This is a genomic window from Pseudomonas syringae (assembly GCF_002157375.1).
Lineage (GTDB): Bacteria > Pseudomonadota > Gammaproteobacteria > Pseudomonadales > Pseudomonadaceae > Aquipseudomonas > Aquipseudomonas syringae_T.
Window position 1 is genome coordinate 1 of the sequence record NZ_MTSA01000033.1, and the last position, 23,925, is coordinate 23,925.

A 23,925-nucleotide genomic window follows, 5' to 3' on the forward strand; every position below is an offset into this window, starting at 1 on the left:
AAGGGCCTGTGTCATCACCGAAAATGCTTCGTCTGAAATACCGTCTTCGCGAACACGTTCGCTCCCACGCCCTGCGGGCAGAAGCCTGAAAGCCGATAGTGCTCCCAGGCCCCTATCAACGCACCAGGTGCAGGAACTGCATGTGCCGCTCGTACTGGTCGAGCACGTCGTTGATGACTTGTTCCTTGGTGTAGCCCACCAGGTCGTAATCCTGACTGCCCTCGCTCAGGTGGACTTCGGCGCGATAATAGCGGCGGTTGTTCAGTTGCTTGGAGCCCATGCCACCTCGCGCGAACGACGGGGTGAAGAAGCCTTTCATCTGTACCTGGTAGATGAACGGGCGCTCTTCGCCGTGGCCGATTTCCAGGGTCACCGAGTCGTTGGACGGGTCTGGCACGTTGACGACGTTCAAGCCCTTCTCGACAAACACCGACGTCACGTCTTCAATCGCCGGGCGCACGGTCTGGTCGAGGAAGCGGTACACCTCGTCTCGCGACGGGTAATGCACAGCCTGGCTGAGGCGCTGACGCCAGCCGCCGCGTCGCGAACCGGACACCGGCGCCAACGAGTACAGCTGCGCGATCTTGCGCTGAGACTCCATGACGAACGCTTTGTGCAGGCCCCACATCATCAGCAGCAGGATCAGCGAGAACGGCAGCGAGGTCAGGACCACCGCCGATTTCAGCGCGTCGATACTGCCCGAGAACAACAGGCCGCTGGTGATCAATGCCGTCGCAACACCCCAGAACACACGCAGCCATTTCGGCCCGTCTTCGTCGGGGTTGCCACCTTTGGCCGAGAGCGTCGACAGCACCACCGTGCCCGAATCGGCAGAGGTGACGAAGAACACGAAGCTGATGAACACCGTGACGGCGATCACCGTCTTGCTCCACGGATAGGTTTCCAGCAGCAGGTACAGCGTCATCGACGGATCATCGATGGCCGACTGGCCCAACGCGACCATGCCGTGGTTGAGCACTTGATCGATGGCGCTGTTGCCGAAGATCGACATCCAGGCCAGGGTGAAGCCCAGCGGGATCAGCAGCACACCGAAAACGAATTCACGGATGGTCCGGCCACGGGAAATACGGGCAATGAACAGGCCGACAAAAGGCGACCAGGCAATCCACCAGGCCCAGTAGAACACGGTCCAGCCGCCCAGCCAGTCGCTCGGCTCGTTATAGGCGTAAACATCGAAACTCTTGCTCGGCAACGCGCCCAGGTAGTCACCGATGTTCTGCACCAGCGTATTGAGCAAATGCTGGGTCGGGCCGGCAAACAGCACGAACAGCAGCAGCGCACAGGCCAGCAGCATGTTGATGTCGGACATGACACGCACGCCTTTGTCGACACCGGCAATGGCCACCAGAATCGCCGCACCCATCATCAGGGTGATCAAGCCGACCTGAATCCAGTGGGTGTGCGCCACGCCAAACAAGTAATCCAGACCGGAGTTCAGGTGCAGCACACCAAACCCCATGTCTGCGCCCAGCCCGAAGATGGTCGCGATGATGCCGAAGCCATCGACCGCGTAGCCGATAGGGCCGTTGATGCGCTTGCCGATCAGCGGATACAGCGCTGAACGCAAGGCCAGTGGCAGGTTGTGTCGATAGGCGAAATAGGCCAGCGCCATGCCGACGAAGGCAAAGACGCCCCAGCCATGCAGGCCCCAGTGCAGAAACAGCAATTGCATGCCCTGCCGAGCGGCTTCGGTGGTTCCACCTTCGCCTTGGGGCGGTTGCAGCAAGTGTGTCAGCGGTTCTGAAACGCAGAAGAAGAACAGCGTAATGCTGATCCCGGCGGCGAACAGCATGCCGGCCCACGACAGGTAACTGAACTCGGGCTCGTCGTGGTCGGCACCGAGCTTGATCTTGCCGAAGCCCGACAAGGCGGTGACCACCACGAAGACCAGGTACAGGGTCATGACCATCATGTAATACCAGCCGACCGTATTGGCCGCCCAGTTCTGGGCAGCCAGCAGCCATGCGCCGCTGGCTTGCGGGAACGCGATGACGATGATGCCGAAGATCAGGATGAAGCTCGCAGCGAAATAGAACACTGGCGCGTTCATGCGGACCGTGCCGCTGGGAGAAGTGCTCGGAGAACTCATCGGTTGCGTGCCTCCGGACTGATAAAACCAACTGCAAAAAGCGGATACGGCAAGGGTAAGCCTCCTGTTGTGAGCGGGCAGCGAACCACCGGTTTAACTTGAATGAACGTTCAATTTAAACATGAAAGTGCCCGCAGAGACTAATCGCGGGCCGATGAACGCTGGCTCAGATCAGGGTATGACGTGTACGAGAGCGGGTTCGTTCCACGCCCGAGCGACTCGATTCTGCGCCTTCGAATGTTGCAGTACGTGGTGGTTTTCACGAGACCCGGCTCGGCCTGACTGCCGCACCAATCTGTTACCTGCCGCCCCAAAACTGCGCAAAAACACAATCCGGTAACAACGCCACGGCCTTTCCATCCATCAGGCTGAACCTCCAGCCACCTCGCCCGCCCCCGCAACGTCGAGGCCCGGCGTCGATATCAGCCTCCAGATACTGCCTTCAGACAAAGTTGGTCCTTTGATTGCATATGCTTGTATGTACAAGTAGAGACAGGCTAAATGTCCTGCACGCTACCGGACTGAATCAGCCTGCTTCGCCAGGCACTGCTCGCCCTTGATCGGGCTGGTTGGGATTGATCGCTGAGGATTTTTTTGTGACCGAGAATAATCAAGACCTGAAGCAGGGCTGGACCCGCCATCGCGCCGGCGAGGTCCGTGCAGCCCGCGGCACTCAACTGACCGCCAAGAGCTGGCTGACCGAAGCGCCGTTGCGCATGCTGATGAACAACCTTGACCCGGAAGTCGCCGAAAACCCCAATGAGCTGGTGGTCTATGGCGGCATCGGCCGCGCAGCGCGCAACTGGGAGTGCTACGACAAGATTGTCGAAAGCCTCACCCACCTTAACGATGACGAAACCCTGCTGGTGCAGTCCGGCAAACCGGTCGGCGTGTTCAAGACCCACAGCAATGCCCCGCGCGTGCTGATTGCCAACTCCAACCTGGTGCCGCACTGGGCCAGTTGGGAGCATTTCAACGAACTGGATGCCAAGGGCCTGGCGATGTACGGCCAGATGACCGCGGGCAGCTGGATCTACATCGGCAGCCAGGGCATTGTTCAAGGCACTTACGAAACCTTCGTCGAAGCCGGTCGCCAGCACTATGACGGCAACCTCAAAGGCCGCTGGGTGCTGACTGCCGGTCTGGGCGGTATGGGCGGCGCACAGCCACTGGCCGCGACACTGGCCGGCGCCTGTTCGCTGAACATCGAATGCCAGCAAAGCCGCATCGATTTCCGCCTCAAGACGCGCTACGTCGACGAGCAGGCGGCTGATCTGGACGATGCCTTGGCGCGCATCGCCAGGTACACCGCCGAAGGCAAGGCCATTTCCATCGCCCTGTGCGGCAATGCGGCAGAGATTCTGCCGGAAATGGTCCGTCGCGGCGTTCGTCCGGACATGGTCACCGACCAGACCAGCGCTCACGATCCACTCAACGGCTATTTGCCCAAAGGCTGGACCTGGGACGAGTACCGCGCCCGCTCGGTGAGTGAGCCGGCCAATGTCGTCAATGCCGCCAAACAGTCGATGGCTGAACACGTCGAGGCCATGCTGGCCTTCCAGCAAGCCGGTATTCCGACCTTCGACTACGGCAACAACATTCGCCAGATGGCCAAGGAAGTCGGCGTGGCCAATGCCTTCGACTTCCCCGGCTTCGTCCCGGCCTACATCCGTCCGCTGTTTTGCCGTGGCATCGGGCCGTTCCGCTGGGCCGCGCTGTCGGGTGACCCGCAGGACATCTACAAGACGGACGCCAAGGTCAAAGAACTGATCCCGGACGACGAACACCTGCACAACTGGCTGGACATGGCCCGCGAGCGCATCAGTTTTCAGGGCTTGCCCGCACGCATCTGCTGGGTTGGCCTGGGTCAGCGCGCCCGGCTCGGTCTGGCGTTCAACGAAATGGTGCGCAGCGGCGAGCTGTCGGCACCGGTGGCGATCGGTCGCGATCATCTGGACTCCGGTTCGGTCGCCAGCCCCAACCGCGAAACCGAATCCATGCGTGACGGCTCCGACGCAGTCTCCGACTGGCCGCTGCTTAACGCCCTGCTCAACACCGCCAGCGGCGCGACCTGGGTGTCGCTGCACCACGGCGGCGGCGTGGGCATGGGCTTTTCGCAGCACTCCGGGATGGTGATCGTCTGCGACGGTACGGATGAAGCCGCCGAACGGATCGCCCGCGTACTGCACAACGACCCGGCCACCGGGGTGATGCGCCATGCCGACGCCGGATACGACATTGCCATCGACTGTGCCAAAGAGCAGGGCTTGAACCTGCCGATGATCGGACGTTAAGGGCGCTGTCGGCCATCAGGCCGACAAACCTCGTGGACGGGCATTAACACGCCCAGGGGCCGGATGCCTGATTGAAGCTGCCGTCATCCATTTCACGCTTGGGAGCATCGACAATGAATATGAAAAAGGCCCTGTTGACCACACTGGTATCCGCTGGCCTGCTTGCCAGCGCAGGCGCGAGCCAGGCCGCCAACTGGTGTGAGTCCGGCAAGCCGGTGAAATTCGCCGGTCTGAACTGGGAAAGCGCCATGCTGCTGACCGACATTCTGCAGGTCGTGCTGAACAAAGGTTACGGCTGTGCGGTGGATGCCCTGCCCGGCAACTCCATCGCCATGGAAAACGCACTGGGCACCAACGACATCCAGATTTTCGCCGAAGAATGGGTCGGCCGCAGCGAGGTCTGGAACAAGGCCGCTGCCGCCGGGAAAGTGGTCGGTGTGGGCGCGCCCATCGTCGGTGCTGTAGAAGGCTGGTACGTGCCGCGCTACGTGATCGAAGGCGATGCCAAACGCAAGCTGGAAGCCAAGGCACCCGACCTGAAATCCATCAGCGATCTGGCCCGGTATTCGGCGGTGTTCAAGGATCAGGAAGAGCCCGACAAAGGCCGCTTCTACAACTGCCCGGCGGGCTGGACCTGTGAGCTGGAAAACAGCGAAATGCTCAAGAGCTACGGCCTGGAAAGCAAGTACACCAACTTTCGTCCAGGCACCGGCCCTGCGCTGGATGCAGCTATTCTCTCCAGCTACAAACGTGGCGAGCCGATTCTGACCTACTACTGGTCGCCGACGCCGCTGATGGGCCAGGTGGATCTGGTGCGTCTGGAGGAGAAAGCCGGGGTCAACAAAACGATTGATATCAAGGTCGGTGTTTCCAAGGTGTTCCACGACGAAGCCCCCGAACTGGTCGCGGTACTGGAGAAGGTCAACCTGCCTATAGACCTGCTCAACCAGAACCTGGGGCGCATGGCCAAAGAACGCATCGAATCGCCGAAGCTGGCGAAAATTTTCCTGAAAGAACACCCGGAAGTCTGGCACAAATGGGTCAGTGAAGACGCCGCGAAAAAGGTGGACGCTTCGCTGTAAACGTCCGGGCAGCCGGCTTGATGAGTCGTCTGCCCTGATCGTTGACCCGATACACCTTATGTGAGAGCCGCTTATGTTCCCTGAAAGCTTCACTTTCTCGATCGCCAACTGGGTCAACGACGGGGTCGACTCGTTGGTGACCCAGTACGGCGATGTGTTCCGGCACATCTCCGACACCCTGCTGTGGGCCATCGTCAACCTCGAAAGCCTGCTGCGCATGGCCCCGTGGTGGCTGATGCTGATCATCGTCGGCGGTATCGCCTGGCACGCGACGCGCAAGATCGTCACGACGGTGGTGATCGTCGGCCTGCTGTTTCTGGTCGGCGCGGTCGGGTTGTGGGACAAGCTGATGCAGACATTGGCGCTGATGCTGGTCGCCACGATCATTGCGGTACTGATCGGCATTCCGCTGGGCATCCTGTCCGCGCGCAGCAATCGCCTGCGCTCGGTGCTGATGCCGCTGCTGGACATCATGCAGACCATGCCCAGCTTCGTTTACCTGATCCCGGTGCTGATGCTGTTCGGGCTGGGCAAGGTCCCGGCCATCTTCGCCACCGTGATCTATGCCGCGCCGCCATTGATCCGCCTGACCGACCTGGGCATTCGCCAGGTAGACGGCGAAGTGATGGAAGCGATCAACGCGTTCGGCGCCAATCGCTGGCAGCAACTGTTCGGCGTGCAATTGCCGCTGGCCATGCCGAGCATCATGGCCGGCATCAACCAGACCACCATGATGGCGCTGTCGATGGTGGTCATTGCGTCGATGATCGGCGCACGCGGGCTGGGCGAAGACGTGCTGGTGGGCATTCAGACCCTCAACGTCGGGCGCGGGCTGGAGGCCGGGCTGGCCATCGTCATTCTGGCGGTCGTCATCGACCGTATCACGCAGGCCTATGGCCGCCCACGGCATGAGGCGCACAAATGAGCAGCGTGGAACCGAACAAGATCGTCGTCAAAAACGTGTTCAAGATTTTCGGCAACCGCTCGAAGGATGCGCTGGCGTTGATCAAACAGAACCAGAGCAAGGATCAGGTGCTGGCACAGACCGGCTGCGTGGTCGGGGTCAACGACCTGTCGCTGTCGATTGGCAGCGGCGAAATTTTCGTCATCATGGGCCTGTCCGGTTCCGGCAAATCGACGCTGGTGCGCCACTTCAACCGGCTGATCGACCCGACCAGCGGCGAGATTCTGGTCGATGGCGAAGACATCCTGCGTTACGACATGGAGGCCCTGCGCCAATTCCGTCGGCACAAGATCAGCATGGTGTTTCAAAGCTTCGGCCTGTTGCCGCACAAGACCGTGCTGGCCAACGTGGCCTACGGCCTGAAAGTGCGCGGCGAGAGCAAGGCGCTGTGTCAGGAACGCGCGCAGCACTGGGTCACCACCGTCGGCCTGAAGGGCTACGAAAACAAATACCCGCATCAGCTTTCTGGCGGCATGCGCCAACGGGTCGGCCTGGCACGAGCGCTGGCAGCCGATACCGACATCATCCTGATGGACGAAGCGTTCAGCGCTCTCGACCCGTTGATTCGTGCCGAGATGCAGGACCAGTTGCTGGAACTGCAAGCCAGCCTTCATAAAACCATCGTGTTCATCACCCACGATCTGGACGAAGCCGTGCGCATCGGCAACCGCATCGCGATCCTCAAGGACGGACGGTTGATTCAGGTGGGCACGCCGAAAGAAATTCTCCATTCGCCTGCCGACGATTATGTGGATCGTTTCGTTCAGCGCCGCGTGGCCACTCTTTAAGGACTGTTGCAGATGTCGCGAGCCGAACAGATCGTCATCGGTGAAGCCCCGCTGGGCTGGCAGGACGTCGTCACCGTAGCCCGGTATGGCGCGCAATTGCGTCTGTCGGACGCCGCATGGGCACGAATCGATAACGCCCAGGCCATCGTTCAGCAGATCGTGGCCAGCGGCGAACGCGCCTATGGCGTGAACACCGGGCTGGGCGCGCTGTGCAATGTGTCGCTACAAGGTGACGAACTCAGCCGCCTGTCACGCAATACGCTGCTCAGCCATGCCTGCGGCGTCGGTGCGCCGCTGACCGACGAACAGACCCGCGCAATCATCTGCTCCGCCATTCTCAACTACAGCCAGGGCAAATCCGGCATCCACCGCCAGGTAGTCGAAGCGCTGCTGGCCTTGCTCAACCGGGGCATTACCCCGCAAGTACCGTCGCAGGGCTCGGTGGGTTACCTGACCCACATGGCGCACGTCGGTATTGCGCTGCTGGGCGTTGGTCAGGTCAGTTATCGCGGGCGAATCGTTCCGGCTGAGCAGGCGTTGAATGAGGAACATCTGGCCCCGGTAACGCTCGGCGCCAAGGACGGGCTGTGCCTGGTCAACGGCACACCCTGCATGACCGGCCTGAGCTGTCTGGCCATCGCCGATGCCGAGCGTCTGAGCCAATGGGCCGACGTGATCGGCGCAATGACCTTCGAAGCGTTGCGCGGCCAACTCGATGCGTTCGATGAAAGCATCCTCGCGCTCAAACCCCATCCGGGCATGCAGCAGGTGGGCAAGAACCTGCGCAGCTTGTTGGCCGGCAGCGAAGTACTGGCCAGCAGCCAGGGCATTCGCACTCAGGACGCGCTGAGCATTCGCTCGATTCCCCAGGTACACGGCGCGACCCGCGACCAGTTGGACCACGCCATTCGCCAGATCGAGACCGAACTGAACTCGGTGACGGACAACCCGATGCTGCTCGGCACGCCCGAGGCCTGGCGCGTGGTGTCTCAGGCCAACCCGCATGGCCAGTCGGTGGCGATGGCGGCGGACGTGCTGTGCATGGCGTTCGCTGAACTGGGTTCCATCGCCGAGCGTCGGCTGGACCGCCTGATCAACCCGATGGTCAGTGGCCTGCCGGCCTTTCTGGTCAGCGAGCCGGGGGTCAACTCGGGGATGATGATCGTGCAGTATGTCGCCGCCTCGCTGTGCGCAGAAAACCGTCAAATGGCGCAACCGGCGGTGGTCGACAACTACGTCACGTCCGGCCTGCAGGAAGATCACCTGAGCATGGGCACCAGCGCCGCGCTCAAGCTGCACAAGGTGCTGGGCAACGCCACGCAGGTTCTGGCCATCGAGTATCTGCTGGCAGCTCAGGCATTCGAATTTCTCAAGACGCAGCGTTTGGGCGTCGGTACAAACGCGGCCTGGCGGCTGCTGCGCGAGCGGGTCCCAGCCTACGACGAAGACCGCTGGCTGGCCCCGGATATCGCCAGCAGCGCCGCGCTGCTCAAAGACGATACATCGCTGGAAAGGGTTTTCCAGCACTGCCGCGATCATGCGGCAACCCCATAAAAAAGCGGCTGACGGCCACAAGCCGTTGCTGACATCACTCAAGGAGTCGTTGCATCGTGACCACCTCATCTGCCCAGACGCTGAACCTGATCCCCGGCCAATTGACCCTGGCGCAACTGCGCGCCATTCATCAGCAGCCGGTCACCCTGACGCTGGACAGCAGCGCGAATCAGCAGATCGACGACAGCGTCGCCTGCGTCGAGCGCATTCTGGCCGAGAACCGGACTGCCTACGGCATCAACACCGGTTTCGGCCTGCTGGCGTCCACGCGGATCGCCAGCGAGGACCTGGAAAACCTGCAACGCTCACTGGTGCTGTCGCATGCAGCCGGTGTCGGCCAGCCGATCAGCGATGATCTGGTGCGGCTGATCATGGTGCTCAAGGTCAACAGCCTGAGCCGTGGTTTCTCGGGCATCCGTCGGGTGGTGATCGATGCGCTGATCGCGCTGATCAATGCCGAGGTTTACCCACACATCCCGCTCAAGGGTTCGGTCGGCGCTTCCGGCGACCTGGCTCCGCTGGCGCACATGTCGCTGGTGCTGCTGGGTGAAGGCAAGGCGCGCTACAAAGGTGAATGGCTGAATGCCGTCGATGCACTGGCTGTCGCGGGGTTGCAGCCGCTGACGCTGGCGGCCAAGGAAGGGCTCGCCCTGCTCAACGGCACGCAAGTGTCCACCGCTTACGCACTGCGCGGCCTGTTCGAGGGTGAAGACCTGTTCGCCGCCGCACTGACCTGTGGCTCGCTGACGGTCGAAGCGGTGCTCGGCTCACGCTCGCCTTTCGATGCGCGCATTCACGCGGCACGCGGTCAGCGCGGGCAGATCGATGCGGCGGCCTGCTACCGCGATCTGCTGGGCGAAAGCAGTAGCGTGTCGGAGTCGCACCGCAATTGCGACAAGGTTCAGGACCCCTACTCGCTGCGCTGCCAGCCTCAAGTGATGGGTGCATGCCTGACCCAGTTGCGCCAGGCCGCCGAGGTGCTGGAAATCGAATCCAACGCGGTGTCTGACAACCCGCTGGTGTTCGCTGCCGAGAACGACGTCATATCCGGTGGCAATTTTCATGCGGAGCCTGTCGCGATGGCGGCAGACAATCTGGCGCTGGCCATCGCCGAGATTGGCTCGCTCAGCGAACGCCGTATTTCGTTGATGATGGACAAGCACATGTCGCAGCTGCCGCCGTTCCTGGTGGCCAACGGAGGCGTCAATTCCGGCTTCATGATCGCGCAGGTCACGGCCGCCGCGCTGGCCAGCGAAAACAAGGCGCTGGCCCATCCGCACAGTGTCGACAGCCTGCCGACCTCTGCCAATCAGGAAGACCATGTGTCGATGGCCCCGGCCGCTGGCAAGCGGTTATGGGAAATGGCGGAAAACGTTCGCGGGATTCTTGCCGTAGAATGGTTGGCTGCCTGCCAGGGTCTGGACTTGCGCGAGGGGCTGAAAACCTCTCCAAAGCTGGAGCAAGCCCGCAGCCTGTTGCGCAGCAAGGTCCCGTTCTATGAAAAGGACCGCTTTTTTGCACCGGACATCGAAGCTGCCAGTCAGCTGTTGTCCTCCACTTGCCTGAACCCGCTGGTTCCTGCACGTCTGCTACCGAGTCTGTGATGCACCGCGAGCCTGGCAGGGCTCGCCTTGGTCATCGCTGCGGGAAGCCGGATGCAGGCGTCCTCGCGGCTTTTGCCATACCTGTAATGAAATGGACCTGAAATGACGTCACAAGATGGTTTGAAACGCGGGTTATCCGCCCGCCACATCCGCTTCATGGCCCTGGGCTCTGCCATCGGCACAGGGTTGTTCTACGGCTCGGCCTCGGCGATTCAACAGGCCGGTCCCGCCGTACTGCTGGCGTACCTGATCGGCGGCGCGGCGGTGTACATGGTGATGCGTGCGCTGGGCGAAATGGCCGTCCACGACCCGGTGTCCGGTTCGTTCAGCCATTACGCCACGCGTTACATGGGACCGCTGGCCGGTTTCGTGCTGGGCTGGACCTACGCTTTCGAGATGATCATCGTCTGCCTGGCCGACGTGACCGCCTTCGGCATTTACATGGGTTTCTGGTTTCCGGAAGTGCCACGCTGGATCTGGGTGCTGGGCATCGTGTTCCTGATCGGCGCGCTCAACCTGTGCAACGTGAAGGTCTTCGGCGAAACCGAATTCTGGCTGTCCATCCTCAAGGTCAGCGCCATTGTGGCCATGATCGTGGCGGGTTTCGGCATCATGATTTTCGGCATCGGCAGCTCGACCAGCGGCACCGAAATCGGCATCAGCAACCTGTGGGCGCACGGGGGGGTCATGCCCAACGGCGTGGCCGGTCTGATCGCCTCGTTCGCCGTGGTGATGTTTGCCTTCGGCGGTATCGAGATCATCGGTATTACCGCCGGTGAGGCCAAAGACCCGCAGCGCAGCCTGCCGCAGGCGATCAACGCGGTGCCATTGCGCATTCTGCTGTTCTACGTGCTGACGCTGTTTGTGCTGATGTGCATTTACCCCTGGCCGCAGATCGGCACCCAGGGCAGCCCGTTCGTGCAGATTTTCGACAATCTGGGCATCGCCTCGGCAGCGACCATTCTCAACATCGTGGTGATCTCGGCGGCGGTGTCAGCCATCAACAGCGACATCTTCGGCGCAGGCCGGATGATGTACGGCCTGGCGCGTGACGGTCAGGCTCCGGCGAGCTTTGCGCGTCTGTCGCGTCAGGGCGTGCCGTGGATGACCGTGCTGGTAATGGGCGTGACGCTGCTGGGCGGCGTGCTGCTCAATTACCTGATCCCGAAAAACGTGTTTCTGCTGATCGCGTCGCTGGCAACCTTCGCCACCGTCTGGGTCTGGCTGATGATCCTGCTGACTCAGGTCGCCATGCGCCGCTCGATGAGCCGCGAAGAGGCTGCGCACCTGAAATTCGCGGTGCCGTTCTGGCCTTACGGACCGGCTGCCGCCATCGTCTTCATGCTGTTCATCTTCGGCGTGCTGGGCTATTTCCCGGACAACCGTGCAGCCTTGATCGTCGGCGCCATCTGGATTGTGCTGCTGCTCATCGCCTACAGGTTGTGGGTCAAGCCAAAGGCGCTCAACAAAACCTATTGACCCAAGAGGCCCGGAATGAAAACGCTCTGGAAGAACTGTCACATCGCAAGCATGGCACACGGCAAATACTCGATCATCGAGGATGCCGCCATCGTGACCTCCGGAGCGCTCATCGAGTGGATCGGGCCTCAGGCTGAACTGATCGAGCCGGAGCATGACAACTGCATTGATCTGGGCGGCGCGTGGGTCACGCCCGGCCTGATCGACTGCCACACGCACACGGTCTTCGGTGGCAACCGCAGCGGCGAGTTCGAACAGCGCCTGCAAGGGGTGAGCTACGCCGAGATCGCCGCAGCAGGCGGTGGTATCGCCAGCACGGTGCGCGCGACTCGCGCCGCCAGCGAAGATGAACTGTATGCCAGCGCCGAGCGTCGTCTGCGGCACTTGCTCAAGGACGGCGTGACCACCGTCGAAATGAAATCAGGCTACGGGCTGGACCTGGAGAACGAGCGCAAGATCCTTCGCGTGATCCGTCGTCTGGGCAACACGCAGCCGGTCACCGTGCGCGCCACTTGCCTGGCTGCCCACGCGCTGCCACCGGAATACGCCGAGCGTGCCGACGACTACATCAAGCACATCTGCAACGACCTGCTTCCCGCACTGGCGGCCGAAGGGCTGGTGGACGCGGTGGATGCGTTCTGTGAATACCTGGCGTTCTCGCCTGCGCAGGTCGAGCAGGTGTTCATCACGGCAGGGCAACTGGCGCTGCCGGTGAAACTGCATGCCGAGCAGCTTTCTTCGCTGGGCGGGTCGAGTCTGGCAGCGCGCTACAAAGCACTGTCGGCGGACCATCTGGAGTTCATGACCGAAGACGACGCCATTGCCATGGCCGCTGCCGGAACCGTCGCTGTATTGCTGCCGGGGGCCTTCTACTTCCTGCGTGAAACTCAACTGCCGCCGATGGACGCGCTGCGCAAGCATGGCGTGCCTATCGCGATTGCTACCGACCTGAACCCCGGCACGTCGCCCGGCCTGTCGTTGCGCCTGATGCTCAACATGGCCTGCACGCTGTTCCGCATGACGCCTGAGGAAGCGCTGGCGGGCGTCACGTTCAATGCTGCCAAAGCGCTGGGCATGAGCGCGACACACGGTTCGCTGGAGGTCGGCAAGGTGGCGGATTTCGTGGCGTGGAACATCGAACGACCGGCTGATCTGGCGTACTGGCTGGGCGGCGATCTGGACAAACGCATCGTGCGCCACGGCGTCGAATCATCGATCTGAAGGAGTGTGCCCTGTGGATAACGTTCTGACGTTCAAACGTGGCCGCGTCCCGCTGCTGATCAGCATGCCGCACGCCGGTCTGAAGCTGACGCCGGTGGTCGAAGCGGCCTTAGTGGACGAGGCACTGAGCCTGCCGGACACCGACTGGCACATCCCGCGCCTGTATGATTTTGCCGCCGAACTGGGCGCAAGTACGCTGGCCGCCGAGTATTCGCGGTTTGTCATCGACCTCAATCGGCCGTCAGACGACAAACCGATGTACGTGGGTGCAACCACCGGCCTGTTCCCGTCGATCCTGTTTGATGGCGTGCCGTTGTTCAAGGACGGCCAGACGCCAAGTGCGGAAGAACGTGCGCGGTACCTGGAGCAGATCTGGACGCCCTATCACCAGACGCTTGAGCAGGAACTGCAGCGGATGCGCGATGAGTTCGGCTATGCGCTGCTGTTCGACGCGCACTCGATTCGCGGGCACATCCCGCACCTGTTCGATGGACGGCTGCCGGACTTCAACCTGGGCACTTTCAATGGGGTCAGCTGCGACCCGGAACTCGCCAGCCGAATGGAGCAGGTCTGCGCAGCGGCCAAGGACTACAGCCATGTGCTGAACGGGCGCTTCAAGGGCGGCCACATCACCCGCCACTACGGAGACCCGGCCAATAACATCCACGCCGTGCAACTGGAACTGGCGCAAAGCACCTACATGGATGAGTTCGTGCCCTTCCACTACCGCCCCGACCTGGCCGACCCTACGCGCGCCGTGCTTAAAACGTTGCTGGAAACCTTCATTGCCTGGGGGCAGGAACGGTTTGGCTGACAACATCGGACGCAGAGCGTGGGAGCGATAACAACACCTGTGGGAGTGAGCTTGCTCACGAAGACGTTGGCCCAAACGCCCCATTTTCCGGGGAATGTACTGGCCTCTTCGCGAGCAAGCGAAGCGCGATTATCGTTCCTACGCTCCGCGTGGGAATGCCGTTCTGGACGCTCCGCGTCCGCCCATCAACGCTCCCGACTGATCACTTCTTGAGCAATCGCAACCCGTTGAACACCACCAGCAGGCTCACGCCCATGTCGGCAAACACGGCCATCCACATGGTCGCCAGGCCGGCAAAGGTGATGCCGATGAACAGCACCTTCGTCACAATCGCCAGCACAATGTTCTGCCTGAGCACCGCAGACGTCCGACGTGACAGGCGAATGAATGTCGGAATCTTGCGCAGATCATCGTCCATCAAGGCGACATCTGCCGTCTCGATAGCCGTATCCGTACCGGCAGCCGCCATCGCAAAACCAATCTCGGCACGAGCCAGTGCCGGCGCATCGTTGATCCCGTCCCCCACCATGCCCACTCGATGGTTGCGGGCGTAAAGCGCCTCGATGGCCCCCAGCTTGTCGGCAGGCAACAGATTGCCCTGCGCCTCATCGATGCCGACCTGATCAGCAATCGCCTTGGCCGTGTGCGGGTTATCGCCGGTCAGCATGACGGTCTTGATGCCCAGTTCATGCAACTGCGCGATGGCTTCACGGCTGGTTTCCTTCACGGTATCGGCCACCGCGAACAGCGCTATCGGACCTGACGCATCCAGCAACAGCACCACGGTCTTGCCCTGCATTTCCAGTGCATCCAGCTTCGCTTCCAGTGCTGGCGAGCAAAGGCCCAGTTCTTCGACCAACCGATGGTTGCCCAAGTGGTACATCTGGCCGTTGACTTCGCCCTTCACACCCCGCCCGCCCAACGCTTCGAACGCAGTCACTTCATGCAGCACCAAGCTGTCATCGGCGGCCTTGGCAATCGCTTGGGAAACCGGGTGGTCAGAGCGAACCGCAAGGCTTGCGGCAATGGCCGGCGCGCTGTCGGCGACGGCAGCGTTGAGTGGCACATAATCCGTCTGCACCGGCTTGCCGTGCGTGAGGGTGCCGGTCTTGTCGAGGGCCAGGTAATCAAGTTTCTCGCCCATCTCCAGATAGACGCCGCCCTTGATCAGGATGCCTTTGCGCGCTGCCGCTGCCAGACCGCTGACAATCGTCACTGGCGTCGAAATCACCAATGCGCAAGGGCAGGCAACGACCAGCAGCACCAGCGCACGGTAGATCCAGTCAAACCATTCACCGCCAAAGAACAGCGGCGCGATCAGAGCCACTGCCAAGGCGACGATGAACACTACCGGCGTGTAGATCCGCGAAAAGCTGTCGACAAAACGTTGAGTCGGCGCGCGTGAGCCTTGAGCCGCTTCCACCGCGTGAATGATCCGCGCCAGCGTCGAGTTGTTTGCGGCGGCGGTCACGCGGTACTCCAACGACCCTGCCTGGTTAATGGTGCCCGCGAAAATCTTGTCGCCGACCGTTTTCTCGACCGGTAGGCTTTCACCTGTAATCGATGCCTGATCAATCGTCGAGTTACCGGACACCACTTCACCGTCCAGCCCCACACGCTCGCCGGGCTTGATGCGGACAATCGCTTCCAGTTCGACGTTTTTGGCTTCAACTTCCTGCCAGCTGCCATCCGCCTGCCTGACGGTGGCGAGTTCGGGCGTCAGTTGCATAAGCCCGCTGATTGCATTGCGGGCACGGTCCAGCGACTTGGCTTCGATCAGCTCGGCCACGGTGAACAGGAACATGACCATTGCTGCTTCAGGCCACTGACCGATCAGGATCGCACCGGTCACGGCAATGCTCATCAGGGCATTGATGTTCAGGTTGAAGTTTTTGAGCGCGATCCAGCCCTTCTTGTAAGTCGTCAGCCCGCAACTGAAGATCGACACCAACGCCAGCAACGCCACGACCCAGGTCGGGCCAAGCGAAGCGAAATGAACCACCTCCGCGCCCAATGCAGCCACGCCGGAGAGCGCCAACGGCCACCAGTGTTTCTTCACCACGGGAGCCGGCTCGGCAGACTCAGCGCCTTCCTCGACCGGTTCGGCCTGCATGCCCAGCGAACTGATGGCGTCGCGGATAGGGTCAGTGGACGGCAAATCATGCCAGACGCCCAGCATGCGATTGATCAGGTTGAATTCAAGCTTCTGCACGCCGGCCAGTTTGCCCAGCTTGTTCTGGATCAAGGTCTGCTCGGTCGGGCAGTCCATCGCTTCAATACGGAAGCTGCTCAGACGTCCACCGGGCGCCGCCGCGTCATTGAACGTCACCACCGCAGGTTGCGCATCGCTGGAACAGCACGAGTGCGCAGGGGCTGCGGGCTTTTGCTCGTGCGCGTGCTCTCCGTGATCATGCTCGTGATCGTGGTCATGTGCGGGGGAAGTCTTGATGGTCGTGCCCATTCGTTGCGCTCCAGAATTCTGCTTGTTGCCAAGTGAACACCCTGTAGCCACTATAGGGTCAAGCGCTCAATCGAGATGAGTTCAAATGAAAATCGGCGAACTGGCAAAACTGACCGACACCCAGGTCGAAACCATCCGTTACTACGAACGTGAAGGCCTGCTGCCCGCCCCGGCCCGCAGTGACGGCAATTACCGGCTGTATACCCAGGCGCACATGGAACGCCTGTCGTTCATCCGCAATTGCCGCAGCCTGGACATGACCCTGGAAGAGATTCGCAACCTGCTGAACCTGCGCGACAGCCCGCAGGACCAGTGCGAGAGCGTTAACGCACTGATTGACGAACACATCGAACACGTCAACGCCCGGGTCGCGAGCCTGCAAGCACTCCAGGAACAGTTGCTCGACCTGCGCCGCCGTTGCAGCGATGATGCCGCAGCGCATTGCGCGATTCTGGAAAGGCTGGAAGTGACCGGAGCGGTTGCAGCGCCAGAGGGTGAGCCTTCACATGTGGGCAGAAGTCACGGGCATTGATTGAGAGGAGACGCTTCGGTTGTCCGCGAACTACTGTTTTAGTAGGAGCGGACTTGTCCGCGAACTGTCGGGAACCGACAGCAAAACCGCCACATACATTACATCAGCCATAACCGGGGACACAGGTTCAGGGCCGCTTCGCAGCCCATCGCAGCCGTCGTAACCTCCTGAAGCTCCCACGCCCTCTGGGCAGAAACCTGTTTTCCGGGCTTTTTAGCACTTGTGGATGATACTGAGCCCAAGAGCTCGGGAGCGAAGACACGTGCTCAGACCGCCATCGGCGCGGTCATCGCCGGGTGGTGCTGATAGCCTTCCAGCGAAAAGTCCGACGGCTCGATCAGCTCCAGCCATTCAGGCTGATAAACACCCGTCTTGGCAAACTCCGGCACGCGGTCGGAGATCACCAGTTTTGGCATCGGGTACGGCTCGCGGGTCATTTGTTCGTTGAGCATGTCCAGGTGGTTCTCGTACACATGGGCATCGCCGATGAAGTAGGTGAACCAGCGCGGCGTGTAACCGGTCAGGCGACCGATCAGGCTCAGCAGCGCGGCACCTTCGGTCAGGTTGAACGGCGTGCCGAGGCCCAGATCGTTGGAGCGGATGTACAGCGTCAGGGATATTTCGCGGGTCTGCGGGTTGGGGTGCAGCTGGTACAGCAGATGGCACGGCGGCAGGGCCATTTCATCGAGCTGGGCGCAGTTCCAGCCGTGGAACAGGATGCGGCGGCTGCCGGGGTCATTGATGATGGTGTCGACGCACTGACGAATTTGGTCGATGGCTTTGTACAGCACCACGAACGACTGGCCGTCCTCTTCCGATTCGGCAATCTGGCGATAGCCCTGGCCGAGGGCCAGCTCGATGGCGGCAACGTTGCCGGCGTCGATGCGCTTGTAGGCAGGCCACTTGCGCCATTGCACGCCGTAGATTTCGCCCAGATCGTCATCGCCCTTGCGAAACGGGTTGTTCAGCCACTGAGCGTTTTCGTTGGCGTTCTGGTCCCAGACTTTGCAGCCCAGCTCACGAAACTCAGCAGCGTTGTTCACACCACGCAAGAAACCGACCATTTCGCCAATGGCGGATTTGAAGGCCATGCGCCGTGTGGTAATCGCCGGAAACCCTTCCTTCAAGTCGTAACGCAGCATCGCACCCGGAAAGCTGATGGTGTTCACGCCGGTACGGTTGGCTTGCAGGGTGCCGTGCTTGATCACATGCGCGACCAGTTCCAGATATTGCTTCATAAATCACCTGCCTTGTGGAACGCGCCGGGTGCGGGCACCCGGCGTTTCGGTATTAAGCCGCTGCCTTGCTGGCAGCTGGGTCGCGCTTGTAGGCCAGCCAGATCAGGAACAGACCGGCGATGATCATCGGCAGGCTGAGGATCTGGCCCATGGTGACCCAGCCCCACGCCAGATAGCCCAGCTGGGCATCAGGAACGCGGACGAATTCGACCACAAAGCGGAAAATGCCGTAAAACAGCGCGAACATGCCGGAAACGGCCATGGTCGGGCGTGGCTTGCGGGCATAAAGATTGAGGATGATGAACAGCGCGACGCCTTCCAGTGCGAACTGATACAGCTGCGACGGATGGCGCGCCAGTTGTGCAGGATCGCTGAAAGGCGGGAAGACCATTGCCCACGGCACGTCGGTCGGTTTGCCCCACAGTTCGGCGTTGATGAAGTTGCCGATCCGCCCGGCGCCCAGACCAATCGGCACCAGCGGAGCAACGAAGTCCATCAACTGGAAGAAGCTTTTGCCGTTGCGCTTGCCGAACCACCACGCCGCGATCATCACGCCGACAAAGCCGCCGTGGAACGCCATGCCACCCTTCCACACTTCGAAGATCAGCAGCGGGTTGGCAAGGTAGGCTGACAGGTCGTAGAACAGCACATAGCCCAACCGCCCACCGACGATGACGCCCATGGCCAGCCAGAAAATCAGGTCGGAGAGTTTTTCTTTGGTCCAGGTCGGGTCGAATTTGTTCAAGCGACGCGATGCAAGCAGCCAGGCGCCGCCGATACCGACCAGGTACATCAAACCGTACCAGTGAATTTGCAGCGGGCCGATAGCGACGGCTACCGGGTCAATCTGCGGGTAAGGCAGCATTGCGAGTCCTCAATTGGAACGCCCTTGCGAGCGACTGAATCAGGCGCGCATGTTACCGGAGCCCGGCAGGATGCTCTAGCGGCGACCGATGGAAGCTGCCTGAACGAAGTGAAAAAAGGTGCTCCTGATGTGTCCAGCCGTACGGTATCGCTCCCACGCTCCGCGTGGTAGCGCCTTTCTGGACGCTCTGCGTCCGGTTTTGAGACAGGCGGCGCGTGGGTGGGCGGGAGTGACCGGGGGCGGCGATCCGCATTGTTCACGAAGACGGCGTTTCAGACGATGCATTTTCGGCGATCACACCGGCCTATTCGCGAACAAGTTCGCTCCCACGGGGGCAATGTGTACCCACTAGAGCGTAAGGAACGATAATCTCAACTATCGTGCGCATGCTTTGCGTAAGGATTAGTGCCCTTTGACCGAGCTCGGGTTGATCATCCGCGACAGGCCGAGGTTTTTCAGTGCCAGTTGCAGCGAGCTGCTGATGACTTGCGGGTTGTCGTTGGTCATCAACTGCGCAAGCAGTTCCTTGGCCTTGCTGAGGTTGATCTGGCGCAGCATCCACTTCACCTTCGGCAGGTTGGTGGCGTTCATCGACAGGCTGTCGAAGCCCATCGCCATCAGCAACACCGCGGCGGCCGGATCGCCGGCCATTTCGCCGCAGATGCTGACCGGCTTGCCCTCGGCGTGGGCATCGCGCACTACGCTTTGCAGCGCCTGCAGCACCGCCGGGTGCAGGTAGTCATAGAGATCGGCCACACGCGGGTTGTTGCGGTCGACCGCCAGCAGGTATTGGGTCAGGTCGTTGGAGCCGACCGAAAGGAAATCCACCTGACGCGCCAGATCACGGGTCTGGTAGACCGCCGCTGGCACTTCGATCATCACGCCCACAGGCGGCATCGGCACGTCGGTGCCTTCGTCGCGCACTTCGCCCCAGGCACGGTGGATCAGGTGCAGCGCCTCTTCCACTTCATGGGTGCTGGAAATCATCGGCAGCAGAATGCGCAGGTTGTTCAGGCCCTCGCTGGCCTTGAGCATGGCCCGGGTCTGGACCAGAAAGATTTCCGGGTGGTCGAGGGTGACGCGAATACCGCGCCAGCCGAGAAACGGGTTGTCTTCCTTGATCGGGAAGTAGGACAGCGACTTGTCGCCGCCGATGTCCAGGCTGCGCATGGTCACCGGCAGCGGATGGAAGGCCGCCAGCTGCTCGCGGTAGATGGCCAGCTGTTCCTTTTCACTCGGGAAACGCTGGTTGATCATGAACGGCACTTCGGTGCGGTACAGGCCCACCCCTTCGGCGCCGCGCTGCTGGGCGCGTGCGACATCGGCCAGCAGGCCGGTGTTGACCCACAGCGGCATACGGTGACCGTCGAGGGTGACGCACGGCAGTTCACGCAGCGCATCGAGGCCCTGGGAAAGCTGACGCTCCTCCTCCACCACCTTGCCGAACTGCTTGCGCATGATCTCGCTGGGGTTGGTGAAGACTTCGCCGTGATAGCCGTCAACCACCAGGTCGATGCCATCGACCTTGGAGTATGGAAAATCCACCAGGCCCATGACCGTGGGGATACCCATCGCCCGCGCCAGAATCGCAACGTGGGAGTTGCCGGAACCTTGCACCGACACCAGACCGACAAGCTTGCCTTCCGGCACTTCGCCGAGCATGGCCGGGGTCAGCTCTTCGCTGACAAGGATCGTGTTGTCGGGGTAGACCAGTGCCTGTTGCCGCGCTTCCTGAAGATACGCCAGCAGACGACGACCCAGGTCCTTGACGTCCGATGCCCGCTCGCGCAGGTAGGCATCGTCCATCAGCTCAAAGCGTTTGACGTGCTCGCTGACCACCGAGCGCAAGGCGCCCTGCGCCCACTGGCCGGTCTTGATGACATCAGTCACCTCGCTGCCGAGCGAGGCGTCATCGAGCATCATCAGGTAGACGTCGAACAGCGCACGCTCTTCAGGACGCAATTGCGTGGCGAGCTTCGCGGACAGCGTGCGCATGTCATTGCGCACGCCCTCCAGCGCATTCTGGAACAGTGCCAGTTCAGCGGCGATGTCAGTGACGGTCTTGTCCGGCACCACTTCCAGGTCGGCGGGTGGCAGCATGACCACCGCAACACCGACGGCGGCACCCGGAGAACCGGCCACGCCGACGAACTTGGCTTCCTGGATGCCCTTGCCTTGACGACCCAGACCGCGGATCGAGCCAGTGGCCTCGGCGTGAGCAATAACGCCCGCCAGTTGCGCACTCATGGTGACGAGGAAGGCTTCTTCGCCCTCGTCGAACTGACGGCGCTCCTTTTGCTGGATCACCAACACGCCGACCACCCGACGGTGGTGGATGATCGGCGCGCCGAGGAAGGAGGCGTAACGCTCTTCACCGGTTTCGGCAAAGTAGCGATAACGAGGGTGGTCTGCAGCGTTTTCGAGGTTCAGCGGTTCTTCGCGTGTACCGACCAGGCCGACGAGGCCTTCGTTCGGCGCCATGCTGACCTTGCCGATGGAGCGCTTGTTGAGGCCTTCGGAAGCCATCAGGACAAAGCGGTTCACTTCGGCATCGAGCAGGTAGACCGAGCAGACCTGGCTGCCCATGGCCTCCTTGACGCGTAACACAATAATGCCCAACGCCGCCTTGAGATCCTTGGCGGAGTTAACTTCCTGGACGATCTTGCGCAGCGTATTGAGCATGGCTCGGGGTCGAACTCCGTGTCAGTCGCGCGATAACAGGCGCGGGGCAAGCTCTTTGAGTGCGCGTCGGTACACCTCGCGCTTGAATGTCACCACCTGGCCTAACGGGTACCAATAACTGACCCAGCGCCAGCCATCGAACTCCGGTTTACCGGTCAAATCCATCCGCACCCGCTGCTCGTTGGAGACCAGGCGCAGGAGAAACCATTTTTGCTTCTGGCCGATACACAGCGGCTGGCTGTGGGTACGGACCAATCGTTGCGGCAGACGATAGCGCAACCAGCCCCGAGTGCAGGCAAGTATTTGCACATCCTGTGGTTCAAGCCCGACTTCTTCGTTCAATTCACGATAAAGCGCGTCTTCCGGCGTCTCCTGCGGGTTTATACCACCTTGGGGAAACTGCCAGGCATCCTGGTTAATTCGCCGAGCCCATAGGACCTGACCAGCATCGTTTGTCAGAATAATCCCGACATTAGGACGGAAACCATCGGGGTCGATCACGGCAACAACCTCGCAAACGCATGTCGCCGCATTGTTCCACAAAGGCGATCAAACCAGCAACGAGGCTTATCACCTTATGTGAAGACTTGTGAAAACCTCGTATTCTGAGGCTCTTTTTTCAACTATTTCAGCGAGTAACCCTATGCGCCTGGCTTTATTCGACCTCGACAACACACTTCTGGGCGGCGACAGCGATCACGCCTGGGGCGATTATCTGTGCCAGCGCGGGATCCTTGATGCCGCCATCTACAAAACCCGCAATGACGAGTTTTATAACGATTACATGGCCGGCACGCTCAACATGACCGATTACCTGAATTTCACGCTGGAAATTCTGGGCAAGACCGACATGGCTCAGCTTGAGGAATGGCACCGTGAGTTCATGCGTGACTGCATCGAACCCATGATGCTGCCCAAAGCGCTGGAGCTGATTGGCAAGCATCGGGCGGCAGGCGACAAGCTGGTGGTGATCACGGCCACCAATCGTTTTGTAACGGCGCCGATTGTGGCACGCCTGGGGATCGATACGCTGCTGGCGACCGAGTGCGAGATGGTTGACGGGCGCTATACCGGCCGCACGACGGGCATTCCATGCTTCCGTGAGGGCAAGGTGACGCGCCTCAACCAATGGCTGGAAGACAATGCGTTCAGCCTGGAGGGCAGCTATTTCTACAGCGACTCGATGAATGACCTGCCGCTGCTGGAGCAGGTCTCCAACCCGGTGGCGGTCGACCCGGACGCCAAACTGCGCGCAGAAGCCGAGCGACGTGGCTGGCCGGTAATCACCTTGCGTCACTGATTCGCGGGAACACTCAGGCCGGTTTGAAGCCCGTCAGGCCGGCCATTGTCACAAAGCACACGACACTGATCACCGTCAGCGCTACGGTGAAGCCTCGCCTGCCTCTGGCTGCGCCAAGGCGCAAGCCGTTGAGCCTGACAACTAGCCAGACCCAACTGCACAGTCCCAGCGTGTAAAGCACGCTGCTGCCCAGCACCCAGGTCTGGCCCAGCGACAACCCTTTCAAATGCACCAGCCACCATCCGCTGAACGGCAGTATCGCCAGGCAAACCGCCATCAGCACCCAGAAAAACACCAAAGGCCGCTTGAGCAGGCGATTCTGGATGGTCGTGTCGCCCTCAAGACGCACCTTGACCACCCCGCTGGCCAACACCAGCGCGCTGATCAGCAACAACGCGATGGCGACGATGTGCAGGGTATTGAGGGCGGTGATGGGTTCCATGACGCGGTGTTCCTTTTGGATCGGGCTTGGGTGAGTTTAACAGCGCGGACACAAGAGTCGCGCCTTGAGCGCTATCGTGCCCATGTTCTGCATGGGCATGCCGGTCTGGACGCTCTGCGTCCTCTTGCGACGCGGAGCGTCGTGAACTGCGTCCCCACGCTGGAGCGTGGGGACGATAATCATGGGTGTCCAGAGAACATCTATCGTGCCCATGCTCCGCGTGGGCATGCCGGTCTGGACGCTCTGCGTCCTCTTGCAACGCGGAGCGTCGTGAACTGCATTCCCACGCTGGAGCGTGGGGACGATAATCATAGGTGCCCAGAGAACATCCATCGTGCCCATGCTCCGCGTGGGCATGCCGGTCTGGACGCTCTGCGTCCAGGCCTCAGCCCAAAAACAGCCGGTACGCCGGGTTCTCGCTCTCGTCCCAGTACGGGTAGCCAATCTCGTCCAGCGCCGCGCCGACCAGATGCCGCTCATCTTCGGGCACCACCA

Annotated in this window: 18 protein-coding genes and 1 pseudogene; 11 read left to right on the forward strand and 8 right to left on the reverse strand. The window is 61.2% G+C overall.

Features of this window, described 5'->3' with window-relative positions:
* Positions 1–115 precede the first annotated feature (115 nt).
* Positions 116–2,071, reverse strand: a complete 1,956-nt coding sequence (betT, locus tag BW686_RS25395; RefSeq protein ID WP_179149387.1) for a choline transporter BetT — start codon at positions 2,069–2,071, stop codon at positions 116–118.
* A 635-nt stretch (positions 2,072–2,706) separates the two neighbouring features.
* On the opposite strand from betT, the gene hutU reads away from it, so the two are divergent.
* The 9 genes from hutU (at position 2,707) to hutG (ending at position 13,910) form a co-directional block, all read left to right on the forward strand.
* Entirely contained in the window at positions 2,707–4,404 is a 1,698-nt protein-coding gene (gene hutU, locus BW686_RS25400; protein ID WP_084920878.1) for a urocanate hydratase, read from the forward strand.
* Between the two features lie 113 nt (positions 4,405–4,517).
* A complete protein-coding gene (locus BW686_RS25405; protein ID WP_084920839.1) occupies positions 4,518–5,486 on the forward strand; it encodes an ABC transporter substrate-binding protein in 969 nt (322 codons plus the stop codon).
* A 73-nt stretch (positions 5,487–5,559) separates the two neighbouring features.
* Positions 5,560–6,411, forward strand: a complete 852-nt coding sequence (locus BW686_RS25410; RefSeq protein WP_005733871.1) for an ABC transporter permease — start codon at positions 5,560–5,562, stop codon at positions 6,409–6,411.
* Positions 6,408–7,238: a quaternary amine ABC transporter ATP-binding protein gene (locus BW686_RS25415; RefSeq protein ID WP_084920841.1), complete on the forward strand. Its 831-nt coding sequence runs from the start codon at positions 6,408–6,410 to the stop codon at positions 7,236–7,238. The genes BW686_RS25410 and BW686_RS25415 overlap by 4 nt, the downstream gene beginning before the upstream one ends.
* Positions 7,239–7,250: 12 nt before the next feature.
* Positions 7,251–8,792, forward strand: coding sequence for a histidine ammonia-lyase (hutH, locus tag BW686_RS25420; protein ID WP_084920844.1), 1,542 nt, complete (start codon positions 7,251–7,253; stop codon positions 8,790–8,792).
* A 56-nt stretch (positions 8,793–8,848) separates the two neighbouring features.
* A complete protein-coding gene (hutH, locus tag BW686_RS25425; protein WP_084920847.1) occupies positions 8,849–10,396 on the forward strand; it encodes a histidine ammonia-lyase in 1,548 nt (515 codons plus the stop codon).
* Between the two features lie 102 nt (positions 10,397–10,498).
* Positions 10,499–11,875 (forward strand): amino acid permease, encoded by a 1,377-nt coding sequence (locus BW686_RS25430; RefSeq protein WP_084920850.1) that lies wholly within the window; start codon positions 10,499–10,501, stop codon positions 11,873–11,875.
* 15 nt (positions 11,876–11,890) lie between these two features.
* Positions 11,891–13,096 carry an imidazolonepropionase gene (hutI, locus tag BW686_RS25435; protein WP_084920854.1) on the forward strand — a complete coding sequence of 402 codons (1,206 nt, stop codon included), beginning with the start codon at positions 11,891–11,893 and terminating at the stop codon, positions 13,094–13,096.
* 13 nt (positions 13,097–13,109) lie between these two features.
* Complete coding sequence (hutG, locus tag BW686_RS25440; RefSeq protein WP_084920857.1) at positions 13,110–13,910, forward strand: N-formylglutamate deformylase; 801 nt, start codon at positions 13,110–13,112, stop codon at positions 13,908–13,910.
* Positions 13,911–14,112: 202 nt separating this feature from the next.
* Here the strand turns inward: hutG and BW686_RS25445 are convergent, their stop codons facing one another.
* Positions 14,113–16,371 (reverse strand): heavy metal translocating P-type ATPase, encoded by a 2,259-nt coding sequence (locus tag BW686_RS25445; protein ID WP_084920860.1) that lies wholly within the window; start codon positions 16,369–16,371, stop codon positions 14,113–14,115.
* Positions 16,372–16,456: 85 nt separating this feature from the next.
* Between BW686_RS25445 and cadR the strand changes: the two genes are divergently transcribed.
* Positions 16,457–16,903 (forward strand): Cd(II)/Pb(II)-responsive transcriptional regulator, encoded by a 447-nt coding sequence (gene cadR, locus BW686_RS25450; protein ID WP_084920862.1) that lies wholly within the window; start codon positions 16,457–16,459, stop codon positions 16,901–16,903.
* A gap of 266 nt (positions 16,904–17,169) precedes the next feature.
* Here cadR and BW686_RS25455 read toward each other — a convergent pair whose 3' ends face one another.
* The 4 genes from BW686_RS25455 to BW686_RS25470 all read right to left on the reverse strand — a co-directional run bounded on the left by BW686_RS25455 (position 17,170) and on the right by BW686_RS25470 (position 22,189).
* Positions 17,170–18,141, reverse strand: a complete 972-nt coding sequence (locus BW686_RS25455) for a thymidylate synthase (protein WP_084920865.1) — start codon at positions 18,139–18,141, stop codon at positions 17,170–17,172.
* Positions 18,142–18,193: 52 nt separating this feature from the next.
* Positions 18,194–19,006, reverse strand: a complete 813-nt coding sequence (gene lgt, locus BW686_RS25460) for a prolipoprotein diacylglyceryl transferase (protein WP_084920867.1) — start codon at positions 19,004–19,006, stop codon at positions 18,194–18,196.
* Positions 19,007–19,408: 402 nt separating this feature from the next.
* Positions 19,409–21,688 carry a phosphoenolpyruvate--protein phosphotransferase gene (ptsP, locus tag BW686_RS25465; RefSeq protein WP_002555744.1) on the reverse strand — a complete coding sequence of 760 codons (2,280 nt, stop codon included), beginning with the start codon at positions 21,686–21,688 and terminating at the stop codon, positions 19,409–19,411.
* Between the two features lie 21 nt (positions 21,689–21,709).
* Positions 21,710–22,189, reverse strand: a complete 480-nt coding sequence (locus BW686_RS25470; RefSeq protein WP_084920869.1) for an RNA pyrophosphohydrolase — start codon at positions 22,187–22,189, stop codon at positions 21,710–21,712.
* A 142-nt stretch (positions 22,190–22,331) separates the two neighbouring features.
* Here BW686_RS25470 and BW686_RS25475 point away from each other — a divergent pair, with 142 nt between their 5' ends.
* Positions 22,332–22,988, forward strand: a complete 657-nt coding sequence (locus tag BW686_RS25475) for an HAD family hydrolase (protein ID WP_084920871.1) — start codon at positions 22,332–22,334, stop codon at positions 22,986–22,988.
* A 13-nt stretch (positions 22,989–23,001) separates the two neighbouring features.
* Here the strand turns inward: BW686_RS25475 and BW686_RS25480 are convergent, their stop codons facing one another.
* Together BW686_RS25480 and BW686_RS25490 are read right to left on the reverse strand one after the other, a co-directional pair.
* Positions 23,002–23,430 carry a DUF2269 family protein gene (locus tag BW686_RS25480; protein WP_084920873.1) on the reverse strand — a complete coding sequence of 143 codons (429 nt, stop codon included), beginning with the start codon at positions 23,428–23,430 and terminating at the stop codon, positions 23,002–23,004.
* 385 nt (positions 23,431–23,815) lie between these two features.
* Positions 23,816–23,925, reverse strand: a pseudogene (locus BW686_RS25490) (threonine dehydratase); the annotation flags it as partial.